Origin of the sequence: Cellulosilyticum sp. WCF-2, assembly GCF_003990395.1 — a bacterium.
In the GTDB taxonomy this organism is placed as follows: Bacteria; Bacillota; Clostridia; order Lachnospirales; family Cellulosilyticaceae; genus Cellulosilyticum; species Cellulosilyticum lentocellum.
The window spans coordinates 3156438-3171291 of the sequence record NZ_CP034675.1 but is presented as its reverse complement, the minus strand read 5'-3'; the positions used below and the strand labels follow the sequence as shown (position 1 = coordinate 3171291).

At 33.5% G+C, this 14854-nt stretch carries 19 protein-coding genes; all 19 read left to right on the top strand.

Translation table 11 applies throughout. The features are described 5' to 3' along the window. Position 1 precedes the first annotated feature (1 nt). The 19 genes from ffh (at position 2) to spoIVA (ending at position 14798) form a co-directional block, all read left to right on the top strand. Complete coding sequence (gene ffh, locus EKH84_RS14210) at positions 2-1342, top strand: signal recognition particle protein (RefSeq protein WP_013657308.1); 1341 nt, start codon at positions 2-4, stop codon at positions 1340-1342. Positions 1343-1377: 35 nt separating this feature from the next. Next, positions 1378-1620 carry a 30S ribosomal protein S16 gene (gene rpsP / locus EKH84_RS14205; protein WP_127066811.1) on the top strand — a complete coding sequence of 81 codons (243 nt, stop codon included), beginning with the start codon at positions 1378-1380 and terminating at the stop codon, positions 1618-1620. A 24-nt stretch (positions 1621-1644) separates the two neighbouring features. Beyond that, positions 1645-1875: a KH domain-containing protein gene (locus EKH84_RS14200; RefSeq protein ID WP_013657306.1), complete on the top strand. Its 231-nt coding sequence runs from the start codon at positions 1645-1647 to the stop codon at positions 1873-1875. Positions 1876-2063: 188 nt separating this feature from the next. After that, complete coding sequence (gene rimM / locus EKH84_RS14195) at positions 2064-2585, top strand: ribosome maturation factor RimM (RefSeq protein WP_013657305.1); 522 nt, start codon at positions 2064-2066, stop codon at positions 2583-2585. Further along, positions 2576-3337 (top strand): tRNA (guanosine(37)-N1)-methyltransferase TrmD, encoded by a 762-nt coding sequence (gene trmD, locus EKH84_RS14190; protein WP_127066810.1) that lies wholly within the window; start codon positions 2576-2578, stop codon positions 3335-3337. Before rimM ends, trmD begins: the two co-directional genes overlap by 10 nt. Positions 3338-3411: 74 nt before the next feature. Continuing rightward, positions 3412-3759 carry a 50S ribosomal protein L19 gene (rplS, locus tag EKH84_RS14185; RefSeq protein ID WP_127066809.1) on the top strand — a complete coding sequence of 116 codons (348 nt, stop codon included), beginning with the start codon at positions 3412-3414 and terminating at the stop codon, positions 3757-3759. Positions 3760-3904: 145 nt separating this feature from the next. Further along, positions 3905-4759 carry a ribosome biogenesis GTPase YlqF gene (ylqF, locus tag EKH84_RS14180; protein ID WP_013657302.1) on the top strand — a complete coding sequence of 285 codons (855 nt, stop codon included), beginning with the start codon at positions 3905-3907 and terminating at the stop codon, positions 4757-4759. A gap of 15 nt (positions 4760-4774) precedes the next feature. Next, complete coding sequence (gene lepB, locus EKH84_RS14175) at positions 4775-5320, top strand: signal peptidase I (protein WP_127066808.1); 546 nt, start codon at positions 4775-4777, stop codon at positions 5318-5320. A 37-nt stretch (positions 5321-5357) separates the two neighbouring features. Next, positions 5358-5900 carry a signal peptidase I gene (lepB, locus tag EKH84_RS14170; protein WP_127066807.1) on the top strand — a complete coding sequence of 181 codons (543 nt, stop codon included), beginning with the start codon at positions 5358-5360 and terminating at the stop codon, positions 5898-5900. Between the two features lie 27 nt (positions 5901-5927). Then, on the top strand, positions 5928-6467 hold the full coding sequence (gene lepB, locus EKH84_RS14165) for a signal peptidase I (protein WP_127066806.1): 540 nt from the start codon (positions 5928-5930) through the stop codon (positions 6465-6467). A gap of 5 nt (positions 6468-6472) precedes the next feature. Continuing rightward, positions 6473-7243 (top strand): ribonuclease HII, encoded by a 771-nt coding sequence (locus EKH84_RS14160; protein ID WP_410496739.1) that lies wholly within the window; start codon positions 6473-6475, stop codon positions 7241-7243. Continuing rightward, the gene (gene fliK / locus EKH84_RS14155; protein ID WP_127066804.1) at positions 7240-8700 is read left to right on the top strand and encodes a flagellar hook-length control protein FliK; all 1461 of its coding nucleotides are present in this window, start codon (positions 7240-7242) and stop codon (positions 8698-8700) included. Before EKH84_RS14160 ends, fliK begins: the two co-directional genes overlap by 4 nt. A 10-nt stretch (positions 8701-8710) precedes the next feature. Further along, positions 8711-8995, top strand: a complete 285-nt coding sequence (locus tag EKH84_RS14150) for an EscU/YscU/HrcU family type III secretion system export apparatus switch protein (protein WP_013657296.1) — start codon at positions 8711-8713, stop codon at positions 8993-8995. Then, entirely contained in the window at positions 8961-9329 is a 369-nt protein-coding gene (locus EKH84_RS14145) for a YraN family protein (protein WP_013657295.1), read from the top strand. Before EKH84_RS14150 ends, EKH84_RS14145 begins: the two co-directional genes overlap by 35 nt. An 11-nt stretch (positions 9330-9340) precedes the next feature. Next, positions 9341-10159 (top strand): peptidoglycan editing factor PgeF, encoded by an 819-nt coding sequence (gene pgeF, locus EKH84_RS14140; RefSeq protein WP_127066803.1) that lies wholly within the window; start codon positions 9341-9343, stop codon positions 10157-10159. Between the two features lie 120 nt (positions 10160-10279). After that, complete coding sequence (der, locus tag EKH84_RS14135; RefSeq protein WP_013657293.1) at positions 10280-11605, top strand: ribosome biogenesis GTPase Der; 1326 nt, start codon at positions 10280-10282, stop codon at positions 11603-11605. Between the two features lie 2 nt (positions 11606-11607). Next, positions 11608-12228, top strand: coding sequence for a glycerol-3-phosphate 1-O-acyltransferase PlsY (gene plsY / locus EKH84_RS14130; RefSeq protein WP_127066802.1), 621 nt, complete (start codon positions 11608-11610; stop codon positions 12226-12228). Between the two features lie 17 nt (positions 12229-12245). Then, positions 12246-13235 (top strand): NAD(P)H-dependent glycerol-3-phosphate dehydrogenase, encoded by a 990-nt coding sequence (locus tag EKH84_RS14125; RefSeq protein WP_013657291.1) that lies wholly within the window; start codon positions 12246-12248, stop codon positions 13233-13235. 84 nt (positions 13236-13319) lie between these two features. Further along, the gene (gene spoIVA, locus EKH84_RS14120) at positions 13320-14798 is read left to right on the top strand and encodes a stage IV sporulation protein A (RefSeq protein WP_127066801.1); all 1479 of its coding nucleotides are present in this window, start codon (positions 13320-13322) and stop codon (positions 14796-14798) included. Positions 14799-14854: the final 56 nt, after the last annotated feature.

The following is a 14854-nucleotide window of genomic DNA, read 5'->3' as shown; positions in this document are numbered from 1 at the left end:
TATGGCCTTTGATCAATTATCAACCAAACTACAAGATGTCTTCAAACAGCTAAAAGGTAAAGGAAAGCTTTCAGATAAAGATGTAAAGTTAGCGCTTAGAGAAGTAAAACTAGCTTTATTGGAAGCGGATGTTAACTTTAAAGTGGTGAAACAGTTTATTAAAACCATTGAAGAGCGAGCTGTTGGACATGAAGTCATGGAGAGCTTGACTCCAGGTCAACAAGTAATTAAGATTGTTAATGAAGAGTTAATTAACTTAATGGGTTCGACCCAAAGTAAAATAAATTTTGCTCCAAGAGGTATTACTGTTATTATGATGGTAGGTCTTCAAGGTGCAGGTAAGACGACTACTAGTGCCAAATTAAGTAGTCATATCAAGTCACAAGGTAAAAGGCCACTCTTAGTAGCCTGTGATGTTTATAGACCAGCAGCTATTGATCAATTAACAAAAGTGGGTAAGCAGGTCAATGTTCCTGTTTTTTCAATGGGAAGTGATAAGAATCCAGTTGATATTGCACAAGCTGGTGTGAACTATGCTAAAGAAAATAACTTAGATGTTGTTATTATCGATACAGCAGGTCGTTTGCATATAGATGAAGTATTAATGGACGAGCTAAAGAATATCAAAGCATTAGTGAAACCGCAAGAAATCCTACTTGTAGTAGATGCAATGACAGGTCAAGATGCAGTAAATGTTGCTGAATCTTTTGATCAGACTTTAGGCCTTGATGGTGTTGTTATGACCAAGTTAGATGGTGATAGCCGAGGTGGTGCTGCTTTATCTGTTAAGGCAGTCACTAATAAACCTATTAAGTTCGTGGGAATGGGAGAAAAGTTAAATGACTTAGAACCTTTCCATCCGGAACGTATTGCTTCTCGTATATTAGGTATGGGAGATGTACTAACACTTATCGAAAAGGCACAACAAAATATTGATGAGAAAAAAGCAAAAGAGCTTGAAGCGAAGTTTAGAAAAGCAGAGTTTAACTTTGAAGATTTTCTTGAACAAATGCAGCAAATTAAGAATATGGGGCCTATTAGTCAACTCTTGGGTATGATTCCTGGAATGAATGCTGCAAAGCTAAATGAAATCCAAGGTCAAGTGGATGAAAAGCAAATGGCGCACATTGAAGCAATTATTTTATCAATGACAAAAGCAGAAAGACTAAATCCTAGCCTTCTAAATATGAGTCGTAAAAAACGTATTGCACAAGGTTCAGGACGTGACTTACAAGAGGTCAACAGACTGATTAAACAGTTTGAACAGATGCAAGGTATGATGAAGCAATTCTCAGGTGCTATGAAAGGCAAAAAAGGTAAATTTAAATTTCCTTTTATGTAAATAAATTTTAAAATAATTTAAGAGGTGAAAATATTATGGCAGTAAAAATTCGTTTAAAAAGAATGGGACAAAAGAAAGCTCCTTTCTACAGAATCGTTGTAGCTGATTCTCGTTCTCCAAGAGATGGTAGATTTATCGAAGAGATTGGATACTTCAATCCATGTCAAGAACCAAATGAGTTAAGCATTAATAAAGAAGCAGCTGAAAAGTGGCTTTCAACTGGTGCTCAACCAACAGATACAGTAAAAGATTTACTTAAAAAAGCTGGTATTCAATAATACTTTTCTAAGGGGGCAAGTCTTATGGAAGATTTATTACGTATGATTGCTACAGAATTAGTAGACAATAAAGAGCAAGTTTCTGTGTCTCAAGTAGAGGAAGAGGACAAAATTATCTTACAACTAAAGGTGGCCCCTGAGGACATGGGAAAAGTAATTGGTAAACAAGGAAGAATTGCTAAGTCAATTCGAACAATAATTAAAGCAACTACAGCTCAATCATCTAAAAAAGTTGTAGTGGATATTTTAGAATAGGTTAGGGTATATCCCTAGCCTATTTATCTATCCAAAAGTTGAAAAATAAATTTGTTTAATAATGATGTCATATAGGATAAATAATTTATGGCTATACTAGGAATAAGACGTTTGTGAGTTTTCATAAGTTATTGATTAACCTATCATTTATGAAAATTTATAAATGATGAAAGTAGAGGATGAATAAAATGAATGAAATGTTTATTGTAGGAAAAATAGTAAATACACATGGGGTTAAGGGTGAGTTAAAAGTAATGCCTAGTACTGATGATCCTACTCGTTTTGAACAATTAAAAGAGATTTATGTAGAAAGAAAAAAACTTGAATCATATGAAATTCAAAGTGTACGTTATCATAAAGGAATGGTTCTTCTTAAATTAAAAGGTATAGATGATATGACAACAGCGGAACTCTTTAAGGGCGCTTTATTAAAAATAGATCGTAAGGATAGTTTACCTCTGGAAGAAGATGAATATTACATCGCAGATTTATATGGTATGCAAGTGTATACTTATGATGAAGAACGCTATTTAGGAGAAATTGTAGATGTGATTTACACAGGAAGTAATGATGTTTATGCTGTTAGAAAAGAAGATAGAGCCAAGGATTTATTGCTTCCAGCAATCAAACAAGTAATCAAATCTGTTGATGTTAAACAAAATAAAATGCATGTGACACTTTTAGAAGGACTTGAAGAATTATGCGAATAACAGTTATGACCCTGTTTAAAGAAACCATTAATACCTTGTTTGATTATAGTATTATGGGCAGAGCAAGAAAAAGTGGATTAGTTGAACTAGAAGCAGTAGATATAAGAGATTTTGCTAATAACAAACATCATCAAGTAGATGACTATCCTTATGGTGGTGGTGCGGGTATGCTTATGATGGCTCAACCAGTGTATGATTGTTATGAACATATTCGTAGTAAAGCAGAAGGGGAGTCAATGCGCATTCTTTATATGACACCACATGGAAAAGTATGGAATCAGCAACTGGCCGAAGAATTTTCAAAAGAAGAAAATATTGTTATTTTATGTGGACATTATGAAGGAATAGATCAACGTGTTATTGATGAAATTGTTACAGATGAAATCTCTATTGGTGACTTTGTTTTAACTGGAGGAGAGTTGCCTGCTGTTATGATAGCAGATAGCATCATAAGATTATTACCTGGTGTTTTAGGTAAACAAGAATCTTTTGAGGAAGAGTCTTTTAGTGATGGACTTTTAGAATATTATCATTATACACGTCCTGCTGTTTTTAGAGGAAAAGAAGTACCACCTGTATTATTGTCAGGAAATCACCAAAAGATTGCAGAGCATCGTAGACAAGAGTCTCTTATTAATACTTATAAAAAACGTCCTGAATTACTAGAAACAGCTAAATTAACCCCTAAGGAACGAGCTTTTATTGAAGCTTATGCAAAAAAGGTTTGCAATGAAAATCAAGACATGTTATAATATGTAGTGTTATTACGGATGGTCCGCTGTCAAAGATCTTGTTAAGAACATCTGAGAAAAAAGGAGAATTAAATATGAACCCAATTATTAGAGAAATTGAAAGCGCTCAACTTAAAGCAGAAGTACCTTCATTTAACGTAGGTGACACAATTCGTGTATATGCTAAAATCAAAGAAGGTCAAAGAGAACGTATCCAAATGTTCGAAGGTATCGTATTAAAAAGACAAAATGGTGGTGTTCGTGAAACATTCACAGTTAGAAGAATGTCTTACGGTGTAGGAGTTGAAAAAACTTGGGCACTTCATTCACCAAACATTGAAAAAATTGAAGTTGTTCGTTTAGGTAAAGTTAGAAGAGCTAAACTTAACTACTTACGTGAACGTGTTGGTAAAAACGCTAAAGTTAAAGAATTAATCAAATAATAAAAAAAGGACTTTTATAGTCCTTTTTTTATTATTTATAAGTCTAAAAATATATTTATTGTAAAAATATATTGAGAAGCAAGATTAACATCTCTATAATAAAACTAGTAAAGATAAAATAGATTTCATAAAGGTGATAGACAGAATGAATATACAGTGGTATCCAGGTCATATGACCAAAACAAAAAGATTAATAGAAGAAAATATTAAGCTTGTTGATATTGTTATTGAACTTTTAGATGCAAGAGCACCTTATAGTACAAAAAATCCAGATATTGATAAGCTTGCACAAAATAAAATGCGTATTATTATTTTAAACAAAGCAGATTTAGCAGATGAATCAATTACAAAAGAATGGATCAAATGGTATAGTGCACATAATGTGAAAGTGGTACCTATTATTGCGACTACGGGAAAAGGTATTAAGGAAGTAACTAAAATTGCAGAAGATTTATTAAAGGAAAAAATAGAGCGTGATCGTGCGAGAGGAAGGATTTATCGTCCTATACGTGCCATGATTGTAGGAATTCCTAATGTTGGTAAATCTACATTTATTAACTCTTTAGTTGGCAAAGGGACAGCTAAGACAGGTGATAAGCCAGGAGTTACACGTGGTAAACAATGGGTTAAAATTAAGAAAGGCTTTGAACTTTTAGATATGCCAGGTATTTTGTGGCCTAAGTTTGAAGATCAAATGGTGGCACGTCATTTAGCGTATATTGGTTCTATCAATGATAATATTTTAGATAATAGACAGTTAGCTATTCATTTACTTGAAGAAGGAAGTACATTGTTTAAAGCACAGATTGAACAGCGCTATAAAATGAATTTACCAGTAGAGGCTTATGAAGCTTTTAAGGCTATTGGCTTAAAAAGAGGTTTGATAATAGCGGGTGGGGAGTTAGATGAATTGCGTACAGCTCAAACCATTATTGATGAATTTCGTAGTGGTAAATGGGGACGTGTAACAGTAGAAGTGCCTAGGAAAGATAAAGAGTAGAAAAGAAGTGATAAGATGCATGATGGGGGATTTAGATTAAAGACAATTATAGAAATGATAAAAGAAATAGCTATTGTAGTTTTAATTTGCTTATTGTTCTTTAGCTTTATATTGAGTCAAAATAAGATTCCATCTGGTTCTATGATTAGCACATTGAATATTAATGATCGCATATTAGTTTCACCTATCCCATTTTATTATAGAAATCCTAATAGAGGTGAAATTGTAGTTTTTCATCAAGAAGATAAAATGTGGGTGAAACGTGTGGTAGGTATGCCAGGAGATATAATTGATATACGTGAAGGTGATGTTTACATTAATGATGTATTCTATGATGAACAGACTTATTTAAAAAATACAGGAATTTCTACACCTAATTCGCCATGGGATGAACCTGTAGAGTTTCCATATAAGGTTCCAGAGGATCATTATTTTTTAATGGGTGATAATAGGATGGATAGTAAAGATTCTAGATATATAGGTGCTGTTTCAAGAGATGAAATAGTGGGAACACCTATTTTTCGTATTTATCCATTTAATCAGATAGGACCTATGAAATAAATCTTAAAAGAATACATAGCGAAAAGGATGTGAAAAGATGAGTAAAGTATTATATAGCATCAAAGGATGTGTAGAGTTTATAAAAGAGTTAGTTTTAGTTGTATTAGTTGCTTTATTGTTTACATCATTTATTGTAAGCCATAATAAGATTCCAACTCCTTCTATGGTTAGTACCATTAATGAGCAAGATCATATTCTAACTACCATGGTACCCTATTATTATCGTAATCCTGAGGTGGGAGAAATCGTTGTATTTAAACAAGGGGAAGAAAGTTGGGTAAAGCGTGTCATAGGTTTACCAGGGGATATAATTGATATTAGAGAAGGACAGGTTTATGTCAATGATGAAGCAATAGATGAATCTGCCTATTTAGCAGCAGGAATGAGTTCGGAACCTTATCCTGGATCTGACCATGTAACATTTCCTTATACTGTACCAGAAGATCATTATTTCTTAATGGGAGATAACCGGGCGCAGAGTCAAGATTGCCGTTATTTAGGAGCAATTGCTAGAGATAAAATATATGGTAAGGCATGGATAAAAATATATCCATTTAATCAAATAGGTTTACTTAAATAGAGAGTAGAAGAAAGAGATGTGCAGAGGATGAACAGGTATTACACTAAAGTAAGAAAAATAATAGAAATGATAAAAGAGCCTATGCTTGCTGTATTAACTGCACTATTAATTTCAAGTTTTATTATAAGTCATACAAGAATTCCTACAGAATCTATGAAGCATACCATTTATCCTGGAGATCATCTTATTGTTAATCGTATTCCTTATTATTATAGAAATCCTGAAAGAGGAGAGATTGCTGTATTTACGTACGAAGAAGATCATTTGATTAAGCGTGTTATAGGCTTGCCAGGAGATATCATAGATATTATTAATAATGAGGTTCATGTTAATGGAAAGGCTATAGATGAATCTAGATATTTAGATGAAACAACAAAAACATATCTTTATTCAGGTTCAGTCATAGACTTTCCTTATAAAGTACCCTCAGGCTATTATTTTATGATGGGAGATAACCGAATTAATAGTAAAGATAGTAGAGTATTTGGTCCTATTCCAAGGACTGCAATTATTGCAAAAGCTGGGTTTAGAATTTTTCCTTTACAACGCATAGGAGTAGTAGAATAGGTGGGGTGAATTTGAATATAAAAGAATTAGATCAATTGTTAAATAACTTAAGTATAGAGTCGCTAAAAGAAGAATTAAAAGCATATGAAATAGATACACGTAGTGGCGTTATTAAGTTAATTGATAAATATAAAAGAAAAATACAGACTTATGAAAATGAACTAGCTTTATGGCAACTTAAGTGCGAATTTGATAGCATATTTCATGATAATCAGTATATCCTTGTAGGAATAGATGAAGTTGGCAGAGGACCTTTAGCAGGACCAGTAGTGGCAGCTGCTGTTATTTTGCCTTATGATACAAATCTTGTAGGATTAAAGGATTCAAAAAAATTAACAGAACCCAAAAGAGAGAAGCTCTATGATCAAATTCAGTCCAATGCTTTAGGGATTGGTATAGGAATCGTAGATGCTGATCGCATTGATGAGATTAACATCTTACAAGCTACTTTTGAAGCAATGAGACATGCCTTAAGTGAGCTTAAGATGGACTATGATAGGGTATTAGTAGATGGTGATAAAGTGATTCCAAAGATTCAAATAAGACAAGAAGCTATTATAGGTGGTGATGACAAAAGTGCTAGTATAGCAGCTGCTAGTGTGATTGCAAAGGTGACAAGAGATCGAATGATGAAAGCTTATGCCAACACCTATGACAAGTATGACTGGGAAAATAATAAAGGTTATGGTAGTCAAAAACATTATGAAGCAATACGAAATTATGGTATTACGCCATTGCATCGTAAATCATTTTTAAAGAATGAGGGGATATTTTGATTAATGAAACTTTAAGGTTTAATCCGTTAACAGAAGCGACGCCAGCTGGTTATGAAGCCTCTTCAACTAGTAGGGATATAAGTCATTTACTAGCAAAGTTACAACCAGGAGATTATATTGAGGGGACATTAATAGAAGCCGAGAATGGTACTGTATTAAAATTAGGGAATGGTATAAGCGTGCCTGTTAATCTATTAGATGCTGTGGATATAGGCAAATTACTTTCTTTTGTGGTAGTGGGTAAAGAAAATCAAAAGCTTATATTACAACCTAAAATACCTGAAACTTTATCAAATGGTCAACTTATTGATAAAATTATGAGTGAGTTGAAATTACCTAATCAAATAGAAATGAAAAATATTATCGGACAGTTTATAGAGAAGCAATTACCTTTGAATAAAGAAAGCCTTTTATCCATTTTTCAAGGACATAAAACTTATGATTTACCAACAGAAATGCTTGTCAATTTAAAATCAAGTGAAGTGCCATTAGTATTAAAAGATATAGAGCAGCTTTCATATTTAAAATCGGAGGGAATAAAGGGAATAACTGAAGCCTTTAAAGGTATACTAGAGGGCATGAAAAACATGAACCAACTCGAGAATGTAGTACATGATTTTGGTCATGCATTGTCGCTAGAACAATTAGAAAAAGCAATAAAAGCAAGTTTGATTGATGAACAGACAGGAAAGTATGAGGAAAGTAAGTCCTTAAAAGAAAATAGATTAGTTGATGGTTCACCTGCACAGTCCCGCTCGGCTGAAGTGATTTTAAAAGATTGGGTTTCATCAATTTCTATGGAAGAGTTTCGATTGGAGCAGAAAGTAAATGACTATTTTAGGGGACAGCCGGAAATTTTTTATGAAAAAGTACTAAAAACACTTGCAGAGGCCATTTTTAAAAGTTACCTTGAAGTTGATATCAAACAAATAAATAACCATATAAAAGAAAGTGAAAAAATTACAGGGACAAGTGAACGTGTAGAAGCAATTCTAGAGCATTTAGGGAAATTAGATCTTTCTGAAGAAGGAAAAGAAAAGTTGCAGCAAGTACATCAGATGTTTCAAGTTGTTCAAAAGTATAATATAGAAGCGCAGTACTTTTGTTTTCCTATGGTTTTTAATAATCAAGAAAACACGGGTGAACTTTATTTTTTTAAACCAAAGAAAAAGCAAGGCAATAGCGATGAACGGATGTATATTGTAATGGCACTCAATATGCCCTTTTTGCGTAAAGTAGAAGTACATATAGAGCAAATAAAAGATGCTGTTAATATGACACTTAAAGTTGAAACTCAAACAATGAAAGAGCAAATAGAGTCTTCATTAGAACAATTATCTGAAGAATTAGGTAGTTCAGGATATCATTTAAATCAATTACAAGTTAAATTATTGAAGGATAATAGACTTAAGGAAGAAATATATACAGGACTTTATCATATGGACCTTAAAGCATAAGGAGGGCGTAATGAAAAAAAAGCAAAGAATGAAAGCTGTTGCCTTATCTTATCAAGAAGATATGAATGCACCTACTATTGTTGCTAGTGGAAGTGGAAAAGTAGCAGAAAATATACTGGAAGAAGCTAAAAAACATCATGTGCCTGTTTATGAAGACAAGAAGTTGGCTACAATCTTAGCAGAGTTACAAGTAGGAGAACAAATTCCAACAGAACTATATGAGCTTGTAGCAAAAGTCTTAGTATTTGTAGGTGATATGGATGAGCTTTACGCCAAAACGAGAGGGCATAAGTAATAAGCGTTTACTAGGAACACAATATGAACTATTAGCAATAGCTTATTTAGAAGCTAAGCATTATACGATTTTGGAACATAGCTATAGGTGTCGTTTCGGTGAGATTGACATCATTGCTAAGGATGATGAATATATTGTATTTGTAGAAGTAAAATATAGAAAAAGAGTAGATTATGGTTATCCAAGAGAAGCAGTTGATTATAAGAAAAGACAGCACATCTTACGTACGGCTATGTACTATTTAAGAACAAAGATAGGTTATGAAGTAGCAAGTCGCTTTGATGTGATTGAAATCTTGGAAACTAGCATAACACATTTAGAAGCGGCATTTTAGGAGGATTTGGCATGATAGATTTAGCATCATTTAAGTTTATTACAAAAGGAGAGTTAACTTACCTAATTTTTACACCATGGGAAAACGAAGCTTTAGTACATGGTTTTACTACTAGAACAGGTGGTGTAAGTGAGGGGGAGTGGTCCAGCTTAAATCTTGGTTTTAATAGAGGTGATAAAGAAACAAGCGTTATAGAAAATTATAGGAGAGTATGTGATGCACTAGAAGTAACACTGGATTCGCTTGTGCTATCTAAACAAGTACATGAATTGGAAATTGCAAAAGTGACTCAAGAAGATAAAGGGAATGGTATTACACAACCTAACAAGTGGAAAAGTAAAGATGGCATTTATACAAGAGAGAAGGGGGTCACATTAGTGACACACTATGCAGATTGTGTTCCCCTGTTTTTTTATGCACCTAAATATGGTATGATAGGTATGGCTCATGCCGGATGGAGAGGAACCGTAGGTAGAATTGGAAAGAAGATGATTGAGTTATGGGAAAAGGAAGGTATTTTGGCTAGTGACATTCAAGTGGCTATAGGGCCATCTATAGGCTCATGCTGTTTTGAAGTAGGTGCTGAGGTGGCAGACCAATTTAGTAATCAGTTTCCAGGAGCATCATTTATTATTTCCCATGAATATGATGATAAGTATCATATTGATTTATGGGCATGTAATGAAAGGATACTTCTTGAAGCAGGGATTTTAACGGAAAATATCATTCAAAGCCAAATCTGTACGTGTTGTCATTCAGATTTATTCTTTTCACACAGAAAAACTCAAGGTAAAAGAGGAACATTAGGTGCATTTATGTGCTTAAAATAACGTGACTTTTTTGAGAATAGGTGGAGACTCTTGACAGAATTAGGGATTATCAGTACATTAGAAAAAAGGTACTTTAGATAAGCTAAAGATTTTAAATTAATATTAAAAGGAGAAAGATAAATGAGTAAACCGATTGTTGCTGTAATAGGTAGACCTAATGTAGGAAAGTCTACTTTATTTAATAGATTAACAAAATCAAAAACGTCAATAGTAGACGATACACCAGGTGTAACAAGAGACCGTATTTATGGAGAAGTAGAATGGCTTAATCATAAATTCACTATTATTGATACAGGTGGTATTGAGCCAGATAGTACAGATATTATCTTAAGTCAGATGAGAAGACAGGCAGAAGCGGCTATTGAATCAGCGGATGTGATTATCTTCTTGGTGGATGTAAAGACGGGTATGACAGATGCAGATACTCACGTTGCTAATATGCTTAGAAAGTCACACAAACCAGTTGTTTTAGTAGTGAATAAGGTCGATGATATGGTTCATCAAACAATGGGCATGTATGAATTTTACAACCTAGGACTTGGTGAACCTATTCCTATCTCTTCTGGACAAGCTTTAAATTTAGGAGACATGCTTGACGAAGTAGTAAGCTATTTCCCAGATGAAGATGCAGAAGCAGAAGAAGATGATAAAATAAGAGTAGCGATTATTGGTAAGCCAAATGTAGGAAAGTCTTCTTTAGTTAATAAAATTGTAGGAGAAGAACGTGTTATTGTAAGTAATATAGCAGGAACTACACGTGATTCTGTAGATACAGAAGTGACTATTGAAGGTCAAGAATATGTACTCATTGATACTGCAGGTATTAGAAGACGTAGTAAAATCAAAGAAAACATTGAAAAGTATAGCATTATCCGTACAATAGCAGCTATTGATCGTGCAGATGTAGTTCTGATTCTTATTGATGCAGAAGAGGGAATTACAGAACAAGATACTAAAATAGCAGGTATGGCGCATGAGGCAGGAAAAGGTTGTATTATTGTTGTTAACAAATGGGATGCCATTGAAAAAGATGATAAAACAATGAATGCTTATTTGAAAAAGATTACAAATACATTAGCTTATATGCAGTATGCACCATGTATGTTCATTTCAGCTTTAACAGGTCAACGTATTCCTAAATTATTTGATACAATTTATGCAATTGCACAAAATCAGTCCCAACGTATTAGTACAGGTGTTTTAAATGATGTATTATATGAAGCAATGGCTATGAATCAGCCACCAAGTGATAAAGGTAAGCCACTTAAAATTTTCTATATGACACAAGTAAGTATCAAACCGCCTACATTTGTTATTTTTGTAAATGATAAAGAACTAATGCATTTTTCATACCAACGTTATATCGAAAATCAAATGAGAGAAGCCTTTGGTTTTAAGGGCACACCACTTCGATTTATTGTAAGAGAAAAAGGGGCGAAAGAATAAAAATGTATAGATTAGGGGCATTACTTATTGGGTATCTTTTTGGTGGTGTGCAATCAGCAATATTATGTGGTAAATTAAAAGGCATTGATATTAGAACACAAGGTAGCGGTAATGCAGGAACAACTAATACCATTCGTGTATTAGGAAAAAAAGCAGGATTTCTTGTTTTACTCATTGATATACTTAAAGCAATTATAGCTATTTATGTGGCAAAATTGCTGTTTTCACCAAATCATTCAGATGCAACTATTTTGATTGCGTTTTATAGTGGCATAGGTGCTGTTTTAGGACATAGTTTTCCTCTATTCTTTCATTTTAAAGGGGGAAAAGGTATTGCAACCACAGCAGGAACACTAATCGGAATAGATTATCGTTTGTTTTTAATAGGAGCAGCACTATTCTTGATAACATTTGCAATAACACGAATTGTATCGATTAGCTCTCTTATTATGACAGCCTCGATTCCTATTATGATTATTATTTTTTATTCTGGCAAAGGGAATATAGGTATTGAGGCCATGGTTCTGTCACTTTTGGTTACAGGTTTTACTTTCTATAGGCATAAAGCCAATATCAAGAGATTAATAGAAGGTAATGAAGCAAGGTTAACAAGTAAAAAGTAGTGTTAGGAGGTTTTAAGATGAAAAAGATAACAGTTATTGGAGCAGGTGGTTGGGGCTTAGCTTTAGGGTTACTTCTGAATGAAAAAGGGAATAACGTTACTTTTTGGTGCTATGAAGAAAAAGAAAAAGAGGACATATTGCAACATAGAGAAAATAAAAGGTGTCTTCCAGGAATTAAAATTCCTTTAGAGATTAATTTTACAACTTCTATGGCAGAAGCATTGGAAGAAGCAGAAGTTGCTGTTATGGCAGTACCTTCTAAAGCTGTTAGAGCGACTGCCCAAAAGATGAAAGATTATTTACAGCCAAGTACAATTATTGTTAATGTCGCAAAAGGTGTGGAAGAAGAAACCTTGCTTAGACTCTCACAAGTTATTGAATCTGTACTCCCTAATCCGGTAGTTGTACTTTCTGGGCCAAGTCATGCTGAAGAAGTAGCAAGACATATTCCAACAACAGTTACTGTGAGTAGCCAAGATATGAAATATGCTTATGAGATACAAGATTTATTTATGGATATGTATTTTAGAGTATATACTAATGAAGACTTAATTGGTATTGAAATAGGTGGCGCACTTAAAAATGTAATTGCCTTAGCAGCAGGCGTTGTAGAAGGTATGGGGTTTGGTGATAACACGAAAGCAGCACTTATGACTAGAGGTATTGCAGAAATGACGAGATTAGGTATTGCTATGGGCGGTAAGCCTAATACATTTGCAGGTCTTACAGGAATAGGAGATTTAATTGTAACTTGTACAAGTGGACATAGTCGTAATCGTCGTGCTGGTGAATTAATTGGTCAAGGCTATACAATGGACGAGGCTATTCAAAAGGTTAATATGGTAGTAGAAGGGGTTCCCACAACTAAAGCAGGTTATGCATTAATGCAAAAGTATCAAGTTGAGATGCCTATTCTAAATGCTATATATAAGGTTATTTTTGAAAATGAGCCAGTTAAAGAGACTATTTATAATCTTATGCTAAGAGATAAAAAAGACGAACATTAAAAATGAATAAAAGTGGTATATATCTGCCTTTTGTACAATATATTTTAATGTACCCATACAATTAAAATATAAGGAGGCTTTCATATGGAATACTATGATATTTACAAAGATATTTCTGAAAGGACAAATGGGGATATATACATAGGGGTAGTTGGACCTGTTAGAACAGGAAAATCTACCTTTATTAAACGTTTTATGGAAACATTGGTACTCCCTAATATTAAAAATGAGCATAGTAAAGAACGTACACAAGACGAATTACCTCAAAGTGGGGATGGCAAAGTTATTACAACAACAGAGCCCAAATTTATACCAAATGAAGCTATTGGTATTACTATAGGGGGAGATTTTGAAGTTAAAGTACGAATGATTGATTGTGTAGGTTATATTGTACCAGAAGCTGAAGGCCACCTGTATAATAATACACCTCGTATGGTTAAAACGCCTTGGTTTGAAGAAGAAATTCCTTTTTCACAAGCAGCAGAACTTGGCACTAAAAAGGTTATTACAGATCATTCTACCATTGGTGTCGTAGTGACTACAGATGGAAGTTTTACTGATATTTCTAGAAATAGTTACATAGAAGGGGAACAGCGTGCCATTAATGAATTGAAGCGTTTAGGAAAACCTTTTATTGTAGTGTACAATACGAAGAAACCTTTTGATACAGAAGTTATTGAAGCTACCAGTAAATTATCGAGAGAATATGATGTTCCAGTGGTACCAATGGATATTGCTCAAATGAAAACAGAGGATATTCATCAATTATTAGAAAAAATCTTATATGAATTCCCACTTAATGAAATTCAATTCATGCTCCCTAAATGGGTAGAAACCTTAGATAATGAGCATTGGGTAAAAAAAGCATGGATTGATTGTGTAAAGGAACAAATAGCAAATGTAGAGAATATTAGACAGATTAAAGAAGCTACCAATGAATTAAGAGCTTTAGATTTTGTTAAAAATGTCTATTTAGAAAAGATTCAATTAGGAGAAGGCGTTGTAAAGGTCGATATTAATACAACGGAAGAACTCTTTTATAGAGTACTTTCTGAAACGACAGGTATGGAAATTCATGGAGATCATGAGCTTATGAAGCTTATTAAAGAATTAGCTACTACTAAAAAAGAGTATGATAAGGTAGCTTATGCTATGAATGAAGTAAAGGAAAAAGGCTATGGAGTAGTTAGTCCTGTATTCGATGAGCTAAAATTAGAAGAACCAGAAATTATTAAACAAGGTAATCGTTTTGGTGTTAAACTAAGGGCTAGTGCACCAAGCTATCACATTATACGAGCCAATATTCAAACCGAAGTTGCACCTATTGTTGGAACAGAAAAACAAAGTGAAGATTTAATTAATAATATTTTAAGTGAGTTTGAAACAGATCCTACAAAGATTTGGGAATCAAATATTTTTGGAAAATCACTTCATGAATTAGTAAACGAAGGATTACAAAATAAACTATTTAGAATGCCAGAAGATGCGCAACAAAAATTACAAGAAACACTACAAAAAATTATAAATGAAGGAAATGGCGGTTTAATTTGCATCCTTCTTTAAGGGCACATGATGTGCCTTTTTTTATGGAAAAAATAAAAGGTTAGAAAGGAATGATA

Bases quoted from the DNA above. Each gene is read 5' to 3' on its own strand.
- ffh (WP_013657308.1), top strand. From the start codon at position 2: ATGGCCTTTGATCAATTATCAACCAAACTACAAGATGTCTTCAAACAG.
- rpsP (WP_127066811.1), top strand. From the start codon at position 1,378: ATGGCAGTAAAAATTCGTTTAAAAAGAATGGGACAAAAGAAAGCTCCT.
- EKH84_RS14200 (WP_013657306.1), top strand. From the start codon at position 1,645: ATGGAAGATTTATTACGTATGATTGCTACAGAATTAGTAGACAATAAA.
- rimM (WP_013657305.1), top strand. From the start codon at position 2,064: ATGAATGAAATGTTTATTGTAGGAAAAATAGTAAATACACATGGGGTT.
- trmD (WP_127066810.1), top strand. From the start codon at position 2,576: ATGCGAATAACAGTTATGACCCTGTTTAAAGAAACCATTAATACCTTG.
- rplS (WP_127066809.1), top strand. From the start codon at position 3,412: ATGAACCCAATTATTAGAGAAATTGAAAGCGCTCAACTTAAAGCAGAA.
- ylqF (WP_013657302.1), top strand. From the start codon at position 3,905: ATGAATATACAGTGGTATCCAGGTCATATGACCAAAACAAAAAGATTA.
- lepB (WP_127066808.1), top strand. From the start codon at position 4,775: ATGCATGATGGGGGATTTAGATTAAAGACAATTATAGAAATGATAAAA.
- lepB (WP_127066807.1), top strand. From the start codon at position 5,358: ATGAGTAAAGTATTATATAGCATCAAAGGATGTGTAGAGTTTATAAAA.
- lepB (WP_127066806.1), top strand. From the start codon at position 5,928: ATGAACAGGTATTACACTAAAGTAAGAAAAATAATAGAAATGATAAAA.
- EKH84_RS14150 (WP_013657296.1), top strand. From the start codon at position 8,711: ATGAAAAAAAAGCAAAGAATGAAAGCTGTTGCCTTATCTTATCAAGAA.
- EKH84_RS14145 (WP_013657295.1), top strand. From the start codon at position 8,961: ATGAGCTTTACGCCAAAACGAGAGGGCATAAGTAATAAGCGTTTACTA.
- pgeF (WP_127066803.1), top strand. From the start codon at position 9,341: ATGATAGATTTAGCATCATTTAAGTTTATTACAAAAGGAGAGTTAACT.
- der (WP_013657293.1), top strand. From the start codon at position 10,280: ATGAGTAAACCGATTGTTGCTGTAATAGGTAGACCTAATGTAGGAAAG.
- plsY (WP_127066802.1), top strand. From the start codon at position 11,608: ATGTATAGATTAGGGGCATTACTTATTGGGTATCTTTTTGGTGGTGTG.
- EKH84_RS14125 (WP_013657291.1), top strand. From the start codon at position 12,246: ATGAAAAAGATAACAGTTATTGGAGCAGGTGGTTGGGGCTTAGCTTTA.
- spoIVA (WP_127066801.1), top strand. From the start codon at position 13,320: ATGGAATACTATGATATTTACAAAGATATTTCTGAAAGGACAAATGGG.